13 protein-coding genes are annotated in these 13515 nt (G+C 72.8%); 6 read left to right on the forward strand and 7 right to left on the reverse strand.

What is annotated here, in order from left to right; genetic code table 11:
• Positions 1 to 6 precede the first annotated feature (6 nt).
• Both ACZ63I_RS05020 and ACZ63I_RS05025 read right to left on the reverse strand, forming a co-directional pair.
• Positions 7 to 666 (reverse strand): ABC transporter permease, encoded by a 660-nt coding sequence (locus ACZ63I_RS05020; RefSeq protein WP_041988971.1) that lies wholly within the window; start codon positions 664 to 666, stop codon positions 7 to 9.
• Positions 663 to 1829 (reverse strand): ABC transporter ATP-binding protein, encoded by a 1167-nt coding sequence (locus ACZ63I_RS05025; RefSeq protein WP_469335389.1) that lies wholly within the window; start codon positions 1827 to 1829, stop codon positions 663 to 665. Before ACZ63I_RS05025 ends, ACZ63I_RS05020 begins: the two co-directional genes overlap by 4 nt.
• Before the next feature lie 141 nt (positions 1830 to 1970).
• Between ACZ63I_RS05025 and ACZ63I_RS05030 the strand changes: the two genes are divergently transcribed.
• From ACZ63I_RS05030 to ACZ63I_RS05040, 3 genes are all read left to right on the forward strand, one after another.
• Complete coding sequence (locus tag ACZ63I_RS05030) at positions 1971 to 3503, forward strand: aromatic amino acid ammonia-lyase (RefSeq protein ID WP_469335390.1); 1533 nt, start codon at positions 1971 to 1973, stop codon at positions 3501 to 3503.
• A complete protein-coding gene (locus ACZ63I_RS05035; protein WP_469335392.1) occupies positions 3500 to 4339 on the forward strand; it encodes a MurR/RpiR family transcriptional regulator in 840 nt (279 codons plus the stop codon). The genes ACZ63I_RS05030 and ACZ63I_RS05035 overlap by 4 nt, the downstream gene beginning before the upstream one ends.
• 89 nt (positions 4340 to 4428) lie before the next feature.
• Positions 4429 to 5010: a hypothetical protein gene (locus tag ACZ63I_RS05040; RefSeq protein ID WP_469335394.1), complete on the forward strand. Its 582-nt coding sequence runs from the start codon at positions 4429 to 4431 to the stop codon at positions 5008 to 5010.
• A gap of 51 nt (positions 5011 to 5061) precedes the next feature.
• Here the strand turns inward: ACZ63I_RS05040 and ACZ63I_RS05045 are convergent, their stop codons facing one another.
• The 5 genes from ACZ63I_RS05045 to ACZ63I_RS05065 form a co-directional block, all read right to left on the reverse strand.
• Positions 5062 to 5436: a hypothetical protein gene (locus tag ACZ63I_RS05045; RefSeq protein ID WP_469335395.1), complete on the reverse strand. Its 375-nt coding sequence runs from the start codon at positions 5434 to 5436 to the stop codon at positions 5062 to 5064.
• Positions 5437 to 5556: 120 nt separating this feature from the next.
• Positions 5557 to 5949: a roadblock/LC7 domain-containing protein gene (locus ACZ63I_RS05050; protein WP_041988982.1), complete on the reverse strand. Its 393-nt coding sequence runs from the start codon at positions 5947 to 5949 to the stop codon at positions 5557 to 5559.
• Between the two features lie 166 nt (positions 5950 to 6115).
• Positions 6116 to 6859 carry a transcriptional regulator gene (locus ACZ63I_RS05055; protein WP_469335574.1) on the reverse strand — a complete coding sequence of 248 codons (744 nt, stop codon included), beginning with the start codon at positions 6857 to 6859 and terminating at the stop codon, positions 6116 to 6118.
• Between the two features lie 104 nt (positions 6860 to 6963).
• Positions 6964 to 7386, reverse strand: a complete 423-nt coding sequence (locus tag ACZ63I_RS05060; RefSeq protein WP_469335397.1) for a hypothetical protein — start codon at positions 7384 to 7386, stop codon at positions 6964 to 6966.
• A 229-nt stretch (positions 7387 to 7615) separates the two neighbouring features.
• Positions 7616 to 8983 carry a type III PLP-dependent enzyme domain-containing protein gene (locus tag ACZ63I_RS05065; RefSeq protein ID WP_469335399.1) on the reverse strand — a complete coding sequence of 456 codons (1368 nt, stop codon included), beginning with the start codon at positions 8981 to 8983 and terminating at the stop codon, positions 7616 to 7618.
• A gap of 117 nt (positions 8984 to 9100) precedes the next feature.
• Between ACZ63I_RS05065 and hutU the strand changes: the two genes are divergently transcribed.
• The 3 genes from hutU to ACZ63I_RS05080 are packed head-to-tail and all read left to right on the forward strand — an operon-like array spanning position 9101 to position 13511.
• On the forward strand, positions 9101 to 10780 hold the full coding sequence (gene hutU / locus ACZ63I_RS05070) for a urocanate hydratase (protein WP_469335401.1): 1680 nt from the start codon (positions 9101 to 9103) through the stop codon (positions 10778 to 10780).
• The gene (locus tag ACZ63I_RS05075; RefSeq protein ID WP_469335403.1) at positions 10777 to 12036 is read left to right on the forward strand and encodes an allantoate amidohydrolase; all 1260 of its coding nucleotides are present in this window, start codon (positions 10777 to 10779) and stop codon (positions 12034 to 12036) included. The genes hutU and ACZ63I_RS05075 overlap by 4 nt, the downstream gene beginning before the upstream one ends.
• The gene (locus ACZ63I_RS05080) at positions 12033 to 13511 is read left to right on the forward strand and encodes a formimidoylglutamate deiminase (RefSeq protein ID WP_469335404.1); all 1479 of its coding nucleotides are present in this window, start codon (positions 12033 to 12035) and stop codon (positions 13509 to 13511) included. Before ACZ63I_RS05075 ends, ACZ63I_RS05080 begins: the two co-directional genes overlap by 4 nt.
• The last annotated feature ends 4 nt before the right edge of the window (positions 13512 to 13515 follow it).

A 13515-nucleotide genomic window follows, 5' to 3' on the forward strand; every position in this document is an offset into this window, starting at 1 on the left:
GGCGGGTCAGGCCCTCCCGTCCGCTGCGTGCCGCCGCCTGGTCCAGGGCGTGAGCAGGTACTGCACACCGACCAGCAGCGCGTCCGCGACCAGAGCGAGCAGCAGGGTCAGCACGACACCCGCGATCACGGGGGTGGCGAAGTCGCGCTGGAAGCCGTCGGTGAAGAGCTGGCCGAGACCGCCGTCACCGATGTACGTGGCGACGCTGACGAGCGAGATGGACATGACGGTCGCGATCCGCACCCCCGCCATGATCACGGGCAGCGCGAGCGGCAGCTCCACGGTCAGCAGCATCCGCAGCGGCCGGGTGCCCATGGCGACGGCCGCCTCGCGGGTCCGTGCCGGTACGGCGTCCAGGCCCTCGACGGTGTTCCGCAGCAGCACGACGAGGGTGTAGATCGTCAGGCCGATGACGGTCGTGGTGCGGGTGAGCCCGGAGACCGGGAGCAGCAGGACGAACACGGCGATGGACGGGATCGTGAACAGGACGTTGGAGAGCCCGAGCAGGAAGCCGCGCAGCGGGCGTACCCGGTGGGCGAGGACGGCCAGCGGCAGGGAGATGACGAGGCCGAAGAAGACGGCGCTGAGGGCCGCTTCGAGATGGGAGACGCTGAGGGTGGTGAGATCGCTCGCGTGGTCGGATATCCACGCCCACTCGATGGTCATACGGCGGCGTCCCCGGCCGGTTCCGCGACCGGTACGGCTGTGGTCCCTGCGGCCTTCGCCGCCCCGCCCGCCGCCTTCGCCGCCTCGCGGTGCCTGCTGCCCGCGTGTCCGTGGACCGTCTCGCGCGAGGTGACGCCCGTCAGCACCCCGGCCGCGTCGACGCGTGCCACCAGGCCCGCGGGCGCGGCTATCGACTCGTTCAGCGCGGCGAGCAGGGTGTCCGTGTCGCGCAGCGGACGCACCGGGCCCAGCGCGGCCTCGCCGGCCGGCTCGCCGCGTACCGCCGTGTCGGGGTCGAGCCAGCCGAGCGGTTCGCCTGCCGCCGAGACGACCAGATGCGGTCCGGTGCCGGGCAGCGGCGCGGGCTCGTCGGCCCGTACGGTCGTGGCGCGCTGCTGCGGTACGCCGTCGAGGGTGACGAGCGAGAGCAGCTTCAGCTCGCGTTCGGCGCCGAGGAAGCCCGCGACGAACTCGTCGGCGGGGCTCGCCAGCAGCTCGGCGGGTTCGGCGCACTGCACCATGTGGCCGCCGCTGCGGAAGACGGCTATCCGGTCACCGAGCCGTACCGCCTCGTCGATGTCGTGGGTGACGAAGACGATGGTCTTGTGCAGGTCCTTCTGCAGCCGCAGCAGCTCGTCCTGGAGCTGGGTGCGCACCACGGGGTCGACGGCGCCGAACGGCTCGTCCATCAGCAGCACCGGCGGGTCGGCGGCGAGCGCCCTGGCCACGCCGACGCGCTGCTGCTGGCCGCCGGAGAGCTGGTGCGGGTAGCGCTTGCCCGAATCGGCCGCGAGTCCGACGCGCTCCAGCAGCTCGGCGGCGCGGGCGCGGGCCTTCTTGCGGCCCCAGCCCAGCAGCAGCGGCACGGTCGCGATGTTGTCGAGGACCGTGCGGTGCGGGAAGAGTCCTGACTGCTGGATGACGTAGCCGATGCCGCGCCGCAGTTCGGCGGCGTCCTGGCGCAGCACGTCCTTGCCGCCGAGCGTGATGGTGCCGGACGTCGGGTCCACCATTCGGTTGATCATGCGCAGGGTCGTGGTCTTGCCGCAGCCGGAGGAGCCGACCAGCACCGTGACCTCGCCGTCCGGCATGTCCAGGGTGAGGTCGTGAACCGCCGTGGTGCCGCCCGGGAACCGTTTGTTCACCGCGTCGAATGTGATCATCACTCGTCCCTTGCCGGGTTTGCATATGGTCATGCAGAGTTCTGGGTGACTGAATAGATTGTCAATGCCCCGGTGTTAAAGGCTGATGACGATCGGCCGAGGGGCAAGACACGCTGTCCGCAGAAGGAGGTATTCACCTAAATGTCGTCCCACCTGACGGACACATCGGCCGGTACCACGGCCGTGGTCGTGCTGGACGGACAGAGCCTCCCGGTCGCCGATGTCGTGCGCCTCGCAGACGGTGCAGCCCGTCCCGTACCCGGCTCCGCCGCCATGAAGCGTGTCGAGCGCAGTTGGCATGCCGCGCGCGAGCTGGCGGCTTCCGGCCGGGTGTACGGACGCTCCACCGGCGTCGGCGCCAACCGCACCGAAGCCGTCCCCACCGGAGCCGCGGCCGACCACGGACTGCGGTTGCTGCGCAGCCACGCCGGCGCCATCGGGGAACAGCTCCCCGCCCGCGAGGTCCGCGCGATGCTCGCCGTCCGCGCCAACCAGCTCCTCGCCGGCGGCGCCGGGCTGCGGCCCACCGTCGTCACCGCGCTGTGCGAGGCCCTGGAGAGCGGCGCCCACCCGCGCGTCAACGAATTCGGCTCCGTCGGCACCGGCGACATCGCCGCCCTCGCCCAACTCGGCCTCGCGCTCGTCGGCGAACACCCCTGGCAGGGCGGTCCGGCCCCGCAGGCCCAGCCCCTCGACAACAACGACGCGCTCGCCCTCATCAGCAGCAACGCCCTGACGCTCGGTCAGTCCGCCCTCGCGCTGGCCGAGTTGCGCGAGCTGATCGGCGCCACCGAACTCGTCGCCGCGCTCTCGCTGCTGGCCGTCGACGGCTCGTACGAGGCGTACGCGGAGCCCGTGCACGCCGCGCGCCCGCACCCCGGCTCGTACGCCGTCGCCGCCGAGATGCGCCGTATCCTCGGCGCCCCCGACCGGCCGGGACCACCGCTCGGCCGGATCCAGGACCCGTACGGCTTCCGCTGCGTCCCGCAGATCCACGGCCCGGCGCGCGACGCGGCCGACGCACTGGAGGACGTGCTCGCCGTCGAGATCAACGCGGCGGCGGAGAACCCGCTGATCCTCGCCGGGACCGAGCGCGACCCGATCCCGGCCGCCTACCACCACGGCGGCTTCTACCTCGCCCAACTCGCCCTCGCACTGGACCACTTCAGGCTCTCGCTGGTGCAGATCGCGCGGCTCTCCACCTCCCGGCTCTCCGCGCTGAACGAACCGGCGTTCACCCGGCTGCGGCCCTTCCTCGCCGACCCCGAACCGGCCGGGTCCGGCGTGATGATCCTGGAGTACGCCGCAGGCGCGGCCCTCGGCGACCTGCGGGCCTTTTCGGCGCCCGCCTCGCTCGGCCATGCCGTACTGTCCCGGGGCGTGGAGGAGCAGGCCAGCTTCGCCTCGCTGGCAGCGCGGCAGACCCTGCGCGCCGCGCACGCGTACCGGCTCGTCGTCGGCTGCGAACTCGTCGCCGCCGTACGGGCCCTGCGGATGCGCGACCTGCGCCCCGCCGATTCGCTGCCGGTCGGCAGGGCCTTCGCGCTGGCCGATGCCGTACTCGACGACACGCTCGCCGACCGGCCGTTGACCGACGACGTCACCCGCGCCGCCGCGCTGCTCGACCAGTTCACCCAGTTGACGACGGATGAGAAGACCAGGTGGATCGCATGAGCGACAGCTCGGCCGCCCGACTGCAACAGCTCTTCGAGGGCCACCGGCTCACCCCCACCCAGCGGCGCATCGCGCACAGCATGGTGCGCAGGGCCGCCGAGGTGCCGTTCCTTTCGAGCGTCGAACTGGCCGACCTCGCCGGGGTCAGCCAGCCGTCCGTGACCCGCTTCGCCGTCGCCCTCGGCTTCGACGGGTATCCGGCGCTCCGCCGCCATCTGCGCGAGGTCGTACCTGCCGGGCCCGCCGCCGACCGGGAGACCGCGTACAACGAGTACCAGCAGGCCGTACAGGGCGAGATCGAGAATCTGCGCAGGCTCGCCGAACTGCTCGCCGATCCGGGCCCGGTGGAGCGGGCGGGCCGGCTGCTCGCCGCTTCCGGCACGCTGCCGGTCCTCGGCCTGCGCGCCGCGTCCTCGCAGGCGCGCGGTTTCGCGTACTTCGCCGCCAAGGTCCACCCCGATGTGCGGCTGCTGGACGAGGGCGGCACGATGCTCGTCGACCGGATCGACGCCGCCAGACGGGCCGGGGCGAGCGCGCTGCTCTGCTTCGCCCTGCCGCGCCACCCGCGCGAGGTCGTGGAGGCGCTGGCGTACGCGCGCTCGACGGGACTGACGGTGATCACCGTCGCCGACTCGGCGTTCGCGCCCGTGGCAGGCCACAGCGATCTGCTGATCCCGGCGGCCGTCGGCACCGGACTCGCCTTCGACACGGCGTGCGCGCCGATGCTGCTGGGGCGGGTGCTGCTGGAGGCGATGTGCGACGACCTGCCGCAGGCGCAGGCGCGGCTGGAGGAGTTCGACGCGGGAGCCGCGGCGCGCGGTCTGTTCGTGGACTGACGCGGCTCTCAGGAAACGCTAACGAAAAGCTCAGAGAGCGCAATTAGTCTCCCCGCCACGTCGAGACGTCGAGACGCGGGAGGCAGATCGTGGGGCGGGCGGGACGCGGCGGGCAGTCGCTGGTGCGGGTGGCGGTGATCGTACGGGCAGGCGCTGCTCCCCTGTGGTGGCTGGGGGTGGTGGCGGCCGGGGCCGGACTGCTGGTCCCGGGAGTCACCGGCCGCAGGGTCGGGGTGTACGCGGGGGCGGCGCTGTTCGTGGTGTGCGCGGGCGCCGTACTGCTGATCAGACGCGGCAAATACACCGCCTGGGCCGGACGCGCCTCGCGGGCGGGGAAGTTCGACTACCTCCAGGACCGGGCCGTGACCCTGCGGAACTGGCGCAAGGCGCATCGGTGGTGGCTGGCCGGCGCGTTCGTCGCGGCTCTGGCGAGCGCGTTCGCCGTGCCCGGCGCCGGTGGCGGGGTGCTGGCGGGCGCCGGTGCCGGGCTGTGGCTCAAGGCGGCCTGGCTGGGTCGGGTCGAGCGCCGCGCCGACGCGCTGCTGTGGGTACGGAGCGACTGGGCCGGCGCCGGTCGCCCGGTCGGCAAGCAGGTCAAGGGATACCGGACGACGGGGGTCGGCGCCGGCGACGCCGTGCCCGGTGGGGCACGGCGCCGCGCCGGCCGCTGAGGCCGCAGCCGGTGGGGCCGCAGCCGGTGACGCTCTGTCGGCTGAAGCTGTTCAGACCTCCAGCTCGTTCTCGATCTTCCCGAGCTGGTGCCGGGCCATCGCCAGGTTCGCCCGGCTCTTGTCCAGCGCCAGATAGAGGAACAGGCCGTTGTTCCCCCGGCCCTTGAGCAGCCGGATCAGGTGGTACTGGCTGCCGAGGGTGATCAGGATGTCCTCGATCTCCTCCTTGAGACCGAGCATCTCCATCGTGCGGACCTTGGCGCGCACCACGTCCGTGTTGCCCGCTGCCGCCACCGTCAGATCCAGGTCCTTGCCGCCGCCGACCGTGCCGAGCGCCATACCGCTCGTGTAGTCGACGAGGGCGGCCCCCAGGGCGCCGTCGATGGTGGTGGTGGCTTCCTTGAGGGCGGCTTCTGTGTTGGCCATGAATGTCGCACTGCCTTTCCGTCTGGTGGACGCCCGGGACGGCCGGGCTGTTCTGGTAGGAGCTGGCGCGGGGGGTTGGGAGGGCGTGGAGGGTGTCGGTGGGGCGGGAGGAGTCATGGGTCAGGCGTTCTCCAATCGGTCGAGGGCGCCGTCGACCAGCTCGCCGATGCGGGCGCTCGACCTGCGGGCCTCCAGATGGAGCCGGCCCACATTGATGCGCGGCTCGGCCAGGAGCGTCAGGACAGCCGTCGAGCCCGCCGCGTACGTGGCGACGTAACCCAGCTCGCCCCGGACGAGCAGTTCGCGGAAGCCGCCCTGTCCTGTGGTCTCGGTCAGCCGCTGCGCGACGCCCAGCGCCGCGGCGGTCAGCGCTGCCACGCTCTCGGCCTCCGTGCCGGCCGTCTCCTGGGCCAGTACGAGGCCGTCGGCGCTGGCCGCGAGCGCGCCGGTGAGCTGGGGGAGCCGGGCCCTCAGCCGTCTCAGTTCGCCGAGTACGTCGGCTTCCGCGGTCATTAGCTGTCTCCTCTCGGCGCGCTGCCGCAGGGTGCGCCTCATGACGGCGTTGCCGCCGGTGCGGCGGGGCATGCCGGGGCTTGGGAGCATGCGGGGTCCTTCGGGCTCGCCGGGTCGGGGGGACAGGCCGGGTCAGCGGGGCTCGCCGGTTCTTCGGGGCGGGCGGTCACAGGCTTGCCTCCAGGGCGTCGCGTAGCCGGCGTAACAGGGCGATGTCGGGGTCGGCGGAGAGTGTCGCGACCCAGGAGGGGACCGTCCCCGGTGAGGTGGTCACCGGTTCGTCCGGGGTGTCGACCAGCCCGGCGGCCGCCAGCCTGCGCACGTCGAGGAGGGTGTGGAAGGCCGGCCTGCCCAGCGTCCAGGCGATGGCGGCAGGGGTCCGTACACCGTCGGCCAGCTCCAGCAGGGCGCGCTGCCTGCGGGTGACGAGCTGTCCGGGGGCGGGGCCGCGCGCCACGACGGGCGCGTTGTCGACGGCCGCGTACGGCCAGACCTGGTCGAGGAGTTCGCGGCGGCGCAGCGTCTCGCGTTCGACGGCGGCGGCCGTGACGGGCCGTACCGTACCCAGCCAGTGCGCGACGCCGTAGCGGAACCTGGTGGGCCCGCTGCCCGGCGCGAGCGCGAAGAACGCCGCGTCGAAGAGCGCGCCGAGATGGCAGATCTCCAGCTCGCCGCCGCTGATCCGGCCGCTGTCAACGAGATGTCTGCCGACCTCGCGGCGGGCGCCCGCCTGGTCGACCGCCTCCTCCCAGTCCGCCCGGCCGAGCCGCCCGCCGGCGGTCAGCAGGACGTCGATGCCGGGCGCCGCCGGGCTCTCGGCGTGGACGATCAGTCCGTCGACGAGATAGAGCGTGCCGTGGTCGCGCAGCAGCGCGCCGGTGGCCCGCTCGTCGGCGAGCCGCAGGAGCATGGGGGAGACGGTGGAACTCGCCGTGGCTGTCGCGGTGTTCGGCGCAGCCGTGTTGGGGGCGGCGGTGTTCGGGGCGGCCGTGTCGCGGGCGGCGGTGTTCGGGGTCATCCGAGCACCATCCGTTCGGCGAGCTGCTGCAACCGCAGCCGGGCCAGCGCGAGGTTGCCCGTGTCCTTGTCGAGCCAGAGGTGCAGGAACACACTGCTGTCGAACGTCGTCTCGACGAAGCACAGGATGTGGTAGCCGGTGCGGGTCGTGACGATCAGGTCCTCGACCGGCGGCCCCTTGTCGCCGCCGGCCGCCGCCCCCCGCTCGGGCCGGCGGAGCGAGGGGAGCGGCGCGAACGCGGTGTACTCGGCCGCTGCCCTGGCCAGTTCGGCCGTCTCGGCCGCCGTGGCCTCGTGGTCGCCGTTGGGGGATTCCCCCGCGGTGCCGAGCGCGAGGCCGCTCGTCCAGTCGACGACGGCCGCTCCGCGCGCTCCCGGCAGGCCCATGGCCTCTTCCAGGCATGCGTCGATTCCGGGCACGCGGACTCCCCTCCCAAGTCGGGCGCGCAGGCGCACAGTCGTACGGAGCTGTGATCGGGAGATTACGCAACGTTCGCAAGGGGAGAGGAAGTTGTGGCATTTTCCATCGGAACATGCGCATAGGAGATAAGGTCCGCCCCGCGCATGTCCCGAGGCCCGGGTATGTCCCGTGGTCCTGGTACGTCCCGAGGCCCGGGTATCTCTCGCGGTCCTGCCTGGGCCGAGGGGGTCAGTCGGTCAGCAGGGCGTCCGCCAGCGCGCCGCCCGACTCCGCGACGATCTCGTCGACCGTCTGCGCCGCCCGTACGGTGGCGAACCGGACCGACCCGTCCTGCGCCGTGCTGAAGCCGTAAATGCCGGGCCTGGCAAGGCTGTTGTACGCGTAGTGGTTCGAGAAGTAGTACGCGCCGGTGTCGAGGGCCGCCACGAGATCGCCCTGCGCCAGCAGCGGCAGCTCCCGGTTCTCGGCGAGCAGATCCCCGGCGAAGCAGGCGGGGCCCGCGACGTCCTGTGCGACGGCCGCGCCCGTCCTGGGCAGGCCCTTCGCGTCGTACGGGGCGATGCGCAGCGGCCAGGAGGCCGGGTCGTAGACGGTACGGGTGGCGATCTGCGCGCCCGCGTGCGTGACGGCGATCGGCCGCCCGCCCGCCGACTTGGTGTACTCGACGCGGGCGAGGACGGTGCCGTGCTTGGCGAGCAGGGAGCGGCCGAACTCGGTGACGAGCCCGTACCGCCCGTCGAACAGCCCGGGGACGGTCTCCTTCAGCAGCCGGGCGTAGTCGGCGTACGTCGGCGTCTCCTCGTCGGAGGCGAAGTTGACCGGGAGGCCGCCGCCGATGTCGAGGGTGTCGATCTGTTGGCGGCCCGCCGCCGCGTTGATCTCCTCGGCCAGCTCGTACACCTCGCGCACGCCCTGCGCCATCCGCGCGAACGCGACGCCCTGGGAGCCGGAGTGGATGTGCAGCCGGGTCAGCCAGGGCCGCTCGGCGAAGGCCCGTACGACCCAGGCGCGGGCGCCCTCGTCGCGCAGCGCGACGCCGAACTTGGACGTCGCCGTCGCCGTGGACAGCGCGCCGATGGAGCCGCCGCCGGTCTGCGGATTGACCCGCAGGCCGAGCGGGGAGCGGGTGGCGGCCGGGTCGACGAGGCCGTCGAGCCTGGCCAGCTCCTGCGGGTTGTCGGCGTTGACCGCGATGCCGAGCGCGAGGGCTTCGCGCAGCTCGCCGAGGGTCTTGGCGGGGGAGTCCAGCACCGTGCGCTCCGGCGGGACACCGGCCGCGCGGGCGAGCGCCAGCTCGCCGGGGCTCGCGACCTCGGCGCCGATGCCCTGGCGGCCGAGCAGCCGCAGGACGGGCACGAGCGGCGCCGCCTTCACGGCGAAGGCGTGCAGGACGTCCGTGCCCTCGGCCGCGGCGTCGGCGAAGGCCGTGCGGAGCGCATCGGCCGATGTGCGTACCCCTGCCACGTCCAGCAGGGCGACGACCGGCTCGGCGTCGTTGATCAGGCCTTGTTCGACCGCGGCGCGCACGGCTCGGTCGCGGCGGGCTGCGGCGGCTGTGACGTGGTCGGCTGCGGGTTCTGCGGTGTTCGAGTGCATGGCTCAATCATCCCTGATGGCCGCAGCCGCTGTTGACTACAACTATTCAAGCCGCAAGGATGTGAATAGATAGCTGAACGAACGGACTGAAGAACCCATCCTGGAGGAGGCATCGCCATGTCAGGTCCCCGCCCCGTACGGGCCCCGCGCGGTACGGAACTGAGCGCCCTGGGATGGCCGCAGGAAGCCGCTCTGCGGATGCTCCAGAACAACCTCGACCCCGAGGTCGCCGAACACCCCGACAAGCTCGTCGTCTACGGCGGCACGGGCAAGGCGGCCCGCGACTGGCGCTCCTTCGACGCCATGGTCCGTACGCTGCGCACGCTGAAGCAGGACGAGACGATGCTCGTCCAGTCCGGCCGCCCGGTGGGCGTGCTGCAGACCCACGAGTGGGCGCCCCGGGTGCTCATCGCCAACTCGAACCTGGTGGGCGACTGGGCGAACTGGGAGGAGTTCCGCCGCCTCGAAGCCCTCGGCCTCACCATGTACGGCCAGATGACGGCCGGCTCCTGGATCTACATCGGCACCCAGGGCATCCTCCAGGGCACGTACGAGACGTTCGCGGCCGTCGCCGCCAAGCGGTTCGGCGGGACCCTCGCCGGCACGATCACCCTCACCGCCGGGCTCGGCGGCATGGGAGGCGCGCAGCCGCTGGCCGTGACCATGAACGACGGCGTCGCGATCTGCATCGACTGCGACCCGCGCGCCATCGAGCGCCGGATCGAGCACCGCTTCCTCGACGTACGGGCCGACAGCCTGGAGCAGGCGCTCCAGCTCGCCGTCGAGGCGCGCGACGCCCGCAGGCCGCTCTCCATCGGCCTGCTCGGCAACGCGGCGGAGCTGCTGCCCCGGATGCTCGCCGAAGGCGCCCCCGTCGACATCGTCACCGACCAGACGTCGGCGCACGACCCGCTCGCCTATCTGCCGCTCGGCGTCGACTTCGACGACATGGCCGCGTACGCGGCGGAGAAGCCCGCCGACTTCACCACGCGCGCCCGCGAGTCGATGGCCCGGCACGTGGAGGCGATGGTCGGCTTCATGGACGCGGGCGCCGAGGTCTTCGACTACGGCAACTCCATCCGCGGCGAGGCCCAACTGGCCGGTTACGAGCGCGCCTTCGCCTTCCCCGGCTTTGTCCCCGCCTACATCAGGCCGCTGTTCAGCGAGGGCAAGGGCCCCTTCCGCTGGGCCGCCCTGTCCGGCGAGGCGTCGGACATTCACAAGACGGACCGGGCGATCCTGGAACTCTTCCCCGCGGGCGACTCCGCGCAGAACGAGTCCCTGCACCGCTGGATCAAGATGGCCGGCGAGCGGGTCCACTTCCAGGGCCTGCCCGCCCGTATCTGCTGGCTCGGCTACGGCGAGCGCGACAAGGCGGGCGAGCGGTTCAACGACATGGTCGCGAGCGGCGAGCTGGCGGCGCCGGTCGTCATCGGCCGCGACCACCTCGACGCCGGCTCCGTCGCCTCCCCGTACCGCGAGACCGAGGCCATGCTCGACGGCTCCGACGCCATCGCCGACTGGCCGCTGCTCAACGCCATGGTCAATGTGGCGTCCGGTGCCTCCTGGGTCTCGATCCACCACGGCGGCGGGGTCGGCATGGGCCGCTCCATCCACGCGGGACAGGTCACGGTCGCCGACGGCACCGCCCTGGCGGGCGAGAAGATCCGCCGCGTGCTGACCAACGACCCCGGTATGGGCGTCATCCGCCATGTCGACGCCGGGTACGAGATCGCGGAGCGCGTCGCCGATGAGCGCGGCGTCCGCGTCCCGATGCGCGAGGAGGACCCGGCATGAGCACGACCTCCCTTCCGCATCCGCCCGCTTCTCCGCATGTGCCCTCCTTCCAGCAGATGTGGCGCGACCTCGCCCCGGTCGGCCGGGACTCCGGCTCGCACGGCTACCGCCGCTACGCCTGGACCCCGGCCGACACCGACTGCCGCGCCTGGTTCCGCGACCAGGCCGAACTGCGCGGCCTGGCCTACGAGCTGGACCGCAACGGCAACCAGTGGGCCTGGCTCGGCGACCCCCTCGCAGGCGACGCCGTCGTCACCGGCTCGCACCTGGACTCCGTACCCGACGGCGGCGCCTTCGACGGCCCGCTCGGTGTCGTCTCCTCCTTCGCCGCGCTGGACGAACTGCGCGCCAGGGAAGCGACGTTCACCAAACCGCTCGCCATCGCCAACTTCGGCGACGAGGAAGGCGCGCGCTTCGGCCTCGCCTGCGTCGGCTCGCGGCTGACCGCAGGGCAGCTCACCCTCGACCAGGCGCACGCCCTGCGCGACGCCGACGGCGTCACCCTGCCGCAGGCCATGGAGGCCGCGGGCCACGACCCGGCCGCCATCGGCGCCGACCCCGAACGGCTCGCCCGCATCGGCGCCTTCGTCGAGCTGCACGTCGAGCAGGGGCGCGCGCTCGACCTGTCGGGCGACGCCGTCGGTGTCGCCTCGGCGATCTGGCCGCACGGCCGCTGGCGGTTCGACTTCCGGGGCGAGGCCAACCACGCGGGCACCACCCGCCTCGCCGACCGCCGCGACCCGATGCTGAGCTACGCCGAGACCGTGCTCGCCGCCCGCCGCGAGGCGGCGATCGTCGGCGCCCTCGCCACCTTCGGCAAGGTCTCCGTCGAACCCAACGGCGTCAACGCCATCCCCTCCCTCGTCCGTGGCTGGCTCGACTCCCGCGCCGCCGACCAGGCGTCGCTGGACATGCTCGTCGCCGGTATCGAGGCCGCCGCCCGGGAGAGGGCCGAGGCCGCCGGTATCGAGCTGAGCGTCGTACGGGAGTCGTTCACCCCCGTGGTCGACTTCGACCACGCCCTGCGCGAGGAACTGGCCGCCCTGCTGCGCACCGAGGCGCGGCCCGTGCCGGTCCTGCCCACCGGGGCCGGACACGACGCGGGTATTTTGTCCGGATCGATCCCGACCGCCATGCTGTTCGTACGCAACCCCACCGGCGTCTCGCACTCGCCAGCCGAAACGGCAGCGGAGGACGACTGCGCCGCCGGTGTTCTGGCACTCGCCGACGTACTGGAAGGACTGGCGTGCGGATGACGCAGCCACCGCGCCCCTCGCAGGCGCCGCAGCCACCGCGGGCAGCACAGCCATCGCAGGCGCCCCAGCCACCGCAGGCGCCCCAGGCACCGGAGGAACCACAGCCCGGGGGAGCCGGGCGTGCGCCGGGCACCGCCTACTGGCTGGAGCACGCCTGGCTCGACAACCACGTCGAACCCGGCGTGGCCGTCGAGGTCGCCGACGGCCGGATCAGCGCGATCCGCACCGGGGCCGAGACCCCGCCGCCCGGTGCGACGGCGCTGCGCGGACTGACCCTGCCCGGCCTCGCCAACACCCACTCGCACGCATTCCACCGCGCCCTGCGCTCCACGGCCCAGGTCGGCACCGGCACCTTCTGGACCTGGCGCGATGTCATGTACCGCATCGCGGGCCGGCTCACCCCCGACACGTACCACGCACTCGCCCGCGCCGTGTACGCCGAGATGGCGCTGGCCGGCGTCACGGCCGTCGGTGAGTTCCACTACCTGCACCACGCGCAGGACGGCACCCCCTACGACAACCCGAACGCCATGGGCGAGGCCCTGATCGCCGCCGCCGGCGAGGCCGGCATCCGTATCACCCTCCTCGACACCGCCTATCTCTCCTCCGGCATCACCAAGCGGCACGGCGCCGCCCCGCCGGACCGCCATCAGATCCGCTTCTCCGACGGCTCGGCCACGGCCTGGGCCGAGCGGGCCTCCGCCCTCAAGGGCGGCGACCACGCCAGGATCGGCGCCGCCATCCACTCCGTACGCGCCGTGCCCGCCGACCAGTTGGCCACCGTCGCCGAATGGGCCGGGCAGCGGCAGGCACCGCTGCATGTCCATCTGTCCGAGCAGACCGCCGAGAACGACGCCTGTCTCTCCGTACACGGCTGCACCCCCTCCCGTCTCCTCGCCGACCACGGCGTACTCGGCGCCCGCACCACGGGCATCCACAACACCCATCTCACCGACGACGACATCGCCCTGCTGGGGTCGACCCGCACCGGCACCTGCATGTGCCCCACCACCGAACGCGACCTGGCGGACGGCATCGGCCCCGCGGCCCGCCTCCAGCACGCGGGCTCGCCGATCTCGCTCGGCAGCGACAGCCACGCCGTCATCGACCTCTTCGAAGAGGCCCGCGCGCTCGAACTCAACGAGCGCCTGCGCTCCCGCAGCCGGGGCCACTGGACAGCGGCAGCCCTGGTCAACGCCGCGACCGCCAACGGCCATGAAGCGCTCGGCTGGCCCGAGGCAGGCCGCATCGAACAGGGCGCCCTCGCCGACCTCGTCACCGTCGCGCTGGACTCCGTCAGAACAGCGGGCCCACTGCCCCGACTCGGTGCGGAGACAGCCGTATTCGCCGCGTCAGCGGCTGACGTCCGCCACACGGTCGTCGGCGGCCGTCACGTCGTACGGGACGGGGTCCACGCGCTCGTACCCGATGTGCCGAGGGCGCTGGCGGAGTCGATCGCTGCGCTACGAGGCTGAAGGA

The sequence above is a fragment of the Streptomyces sp. NPDC087906 genome (assembly GCF_055584925.1).

Bases quoted from the DNA above. Each gene is read 5' to 3' on its own strand.
- ACZ63I_RS05020 (WP_041988971.1), bottom strand. From the start codon at position 666: ATGACCATCGAGTGGGCGTGGATATCCGACCACGCGAGCGATCTCACC.
- ACZ63I_RS05025 (WP_469335389.1), bottom strand. From the start codon at position 1,829: ATGATCACATTCGACGCGGTGAACAAACGGTTCCCGGGCGGCACCACG.
- ACZ63I_RS05030 (WP_469335390.1), top strand. From the start codon at position 1,971: ATGTCGTCCCACCTGACGGACACATCGGCCGGTACCACGGCCGTGGTC.
- ACZ63I_RS05035 (WP_469335392.1), top strand. From the start codon at position 3,500: ATGAGCGACAGCTCGGCCGCCCGACTGCAACAGCTCTTCGAGGGCCAC.
- ACZ63I_RS05045 (WP_469335395.1), bottom strand. From the start codon at position 5,436: ATGGCCAACACAGAAGCCGCCCTCAAGGAAGCCACCACCACCATCGAC.
- ACZ63I_RS05050 (WP_041988982.1), bottom strand. From the start codon at position 5,949: ATGACCGCGGAAGCCGACGTACTCGGCGAACTGAGACGGCTGAGGGCC.
- ACZ63I_RS05055 (WP_469335574.1), bottom strand. From the start codon at position 6,859: ATGCTCCTGCGGCTCGCCGACGAGCGGGCCACCGGCGCGCTGCTGCGC.
- ACZ63I_RS05065 (WP_469335399.1), bottom strand. From the start codon at position 8,983: ATGCACTCGAACACCGCAGAACCCGCAGCCGACCACGTCACAGCCGCC.
- hutU (WP_469335401.1), top strand. From the start codon at position 9,101: ATGTCAGGTCCCCGCCCCGTACGGGCCCCGCGCGGTACGGAACTGAGC.
- ACZ63I_RS05075 (WP_469335403.1), top strand. From the start codon at position 10,777: ATGAGCACGACCTCCCTTCCGCATCCGCCCGCTTCTCCGCATGTGCCC.
- ACZ63I_RS05080 (WP_469335404.1), top strand. From the start codon at position 12,033: ATGACGCAGCCACCGCGCCCCTCGCAGGCGCCGCAGCCACCGCGGGCA.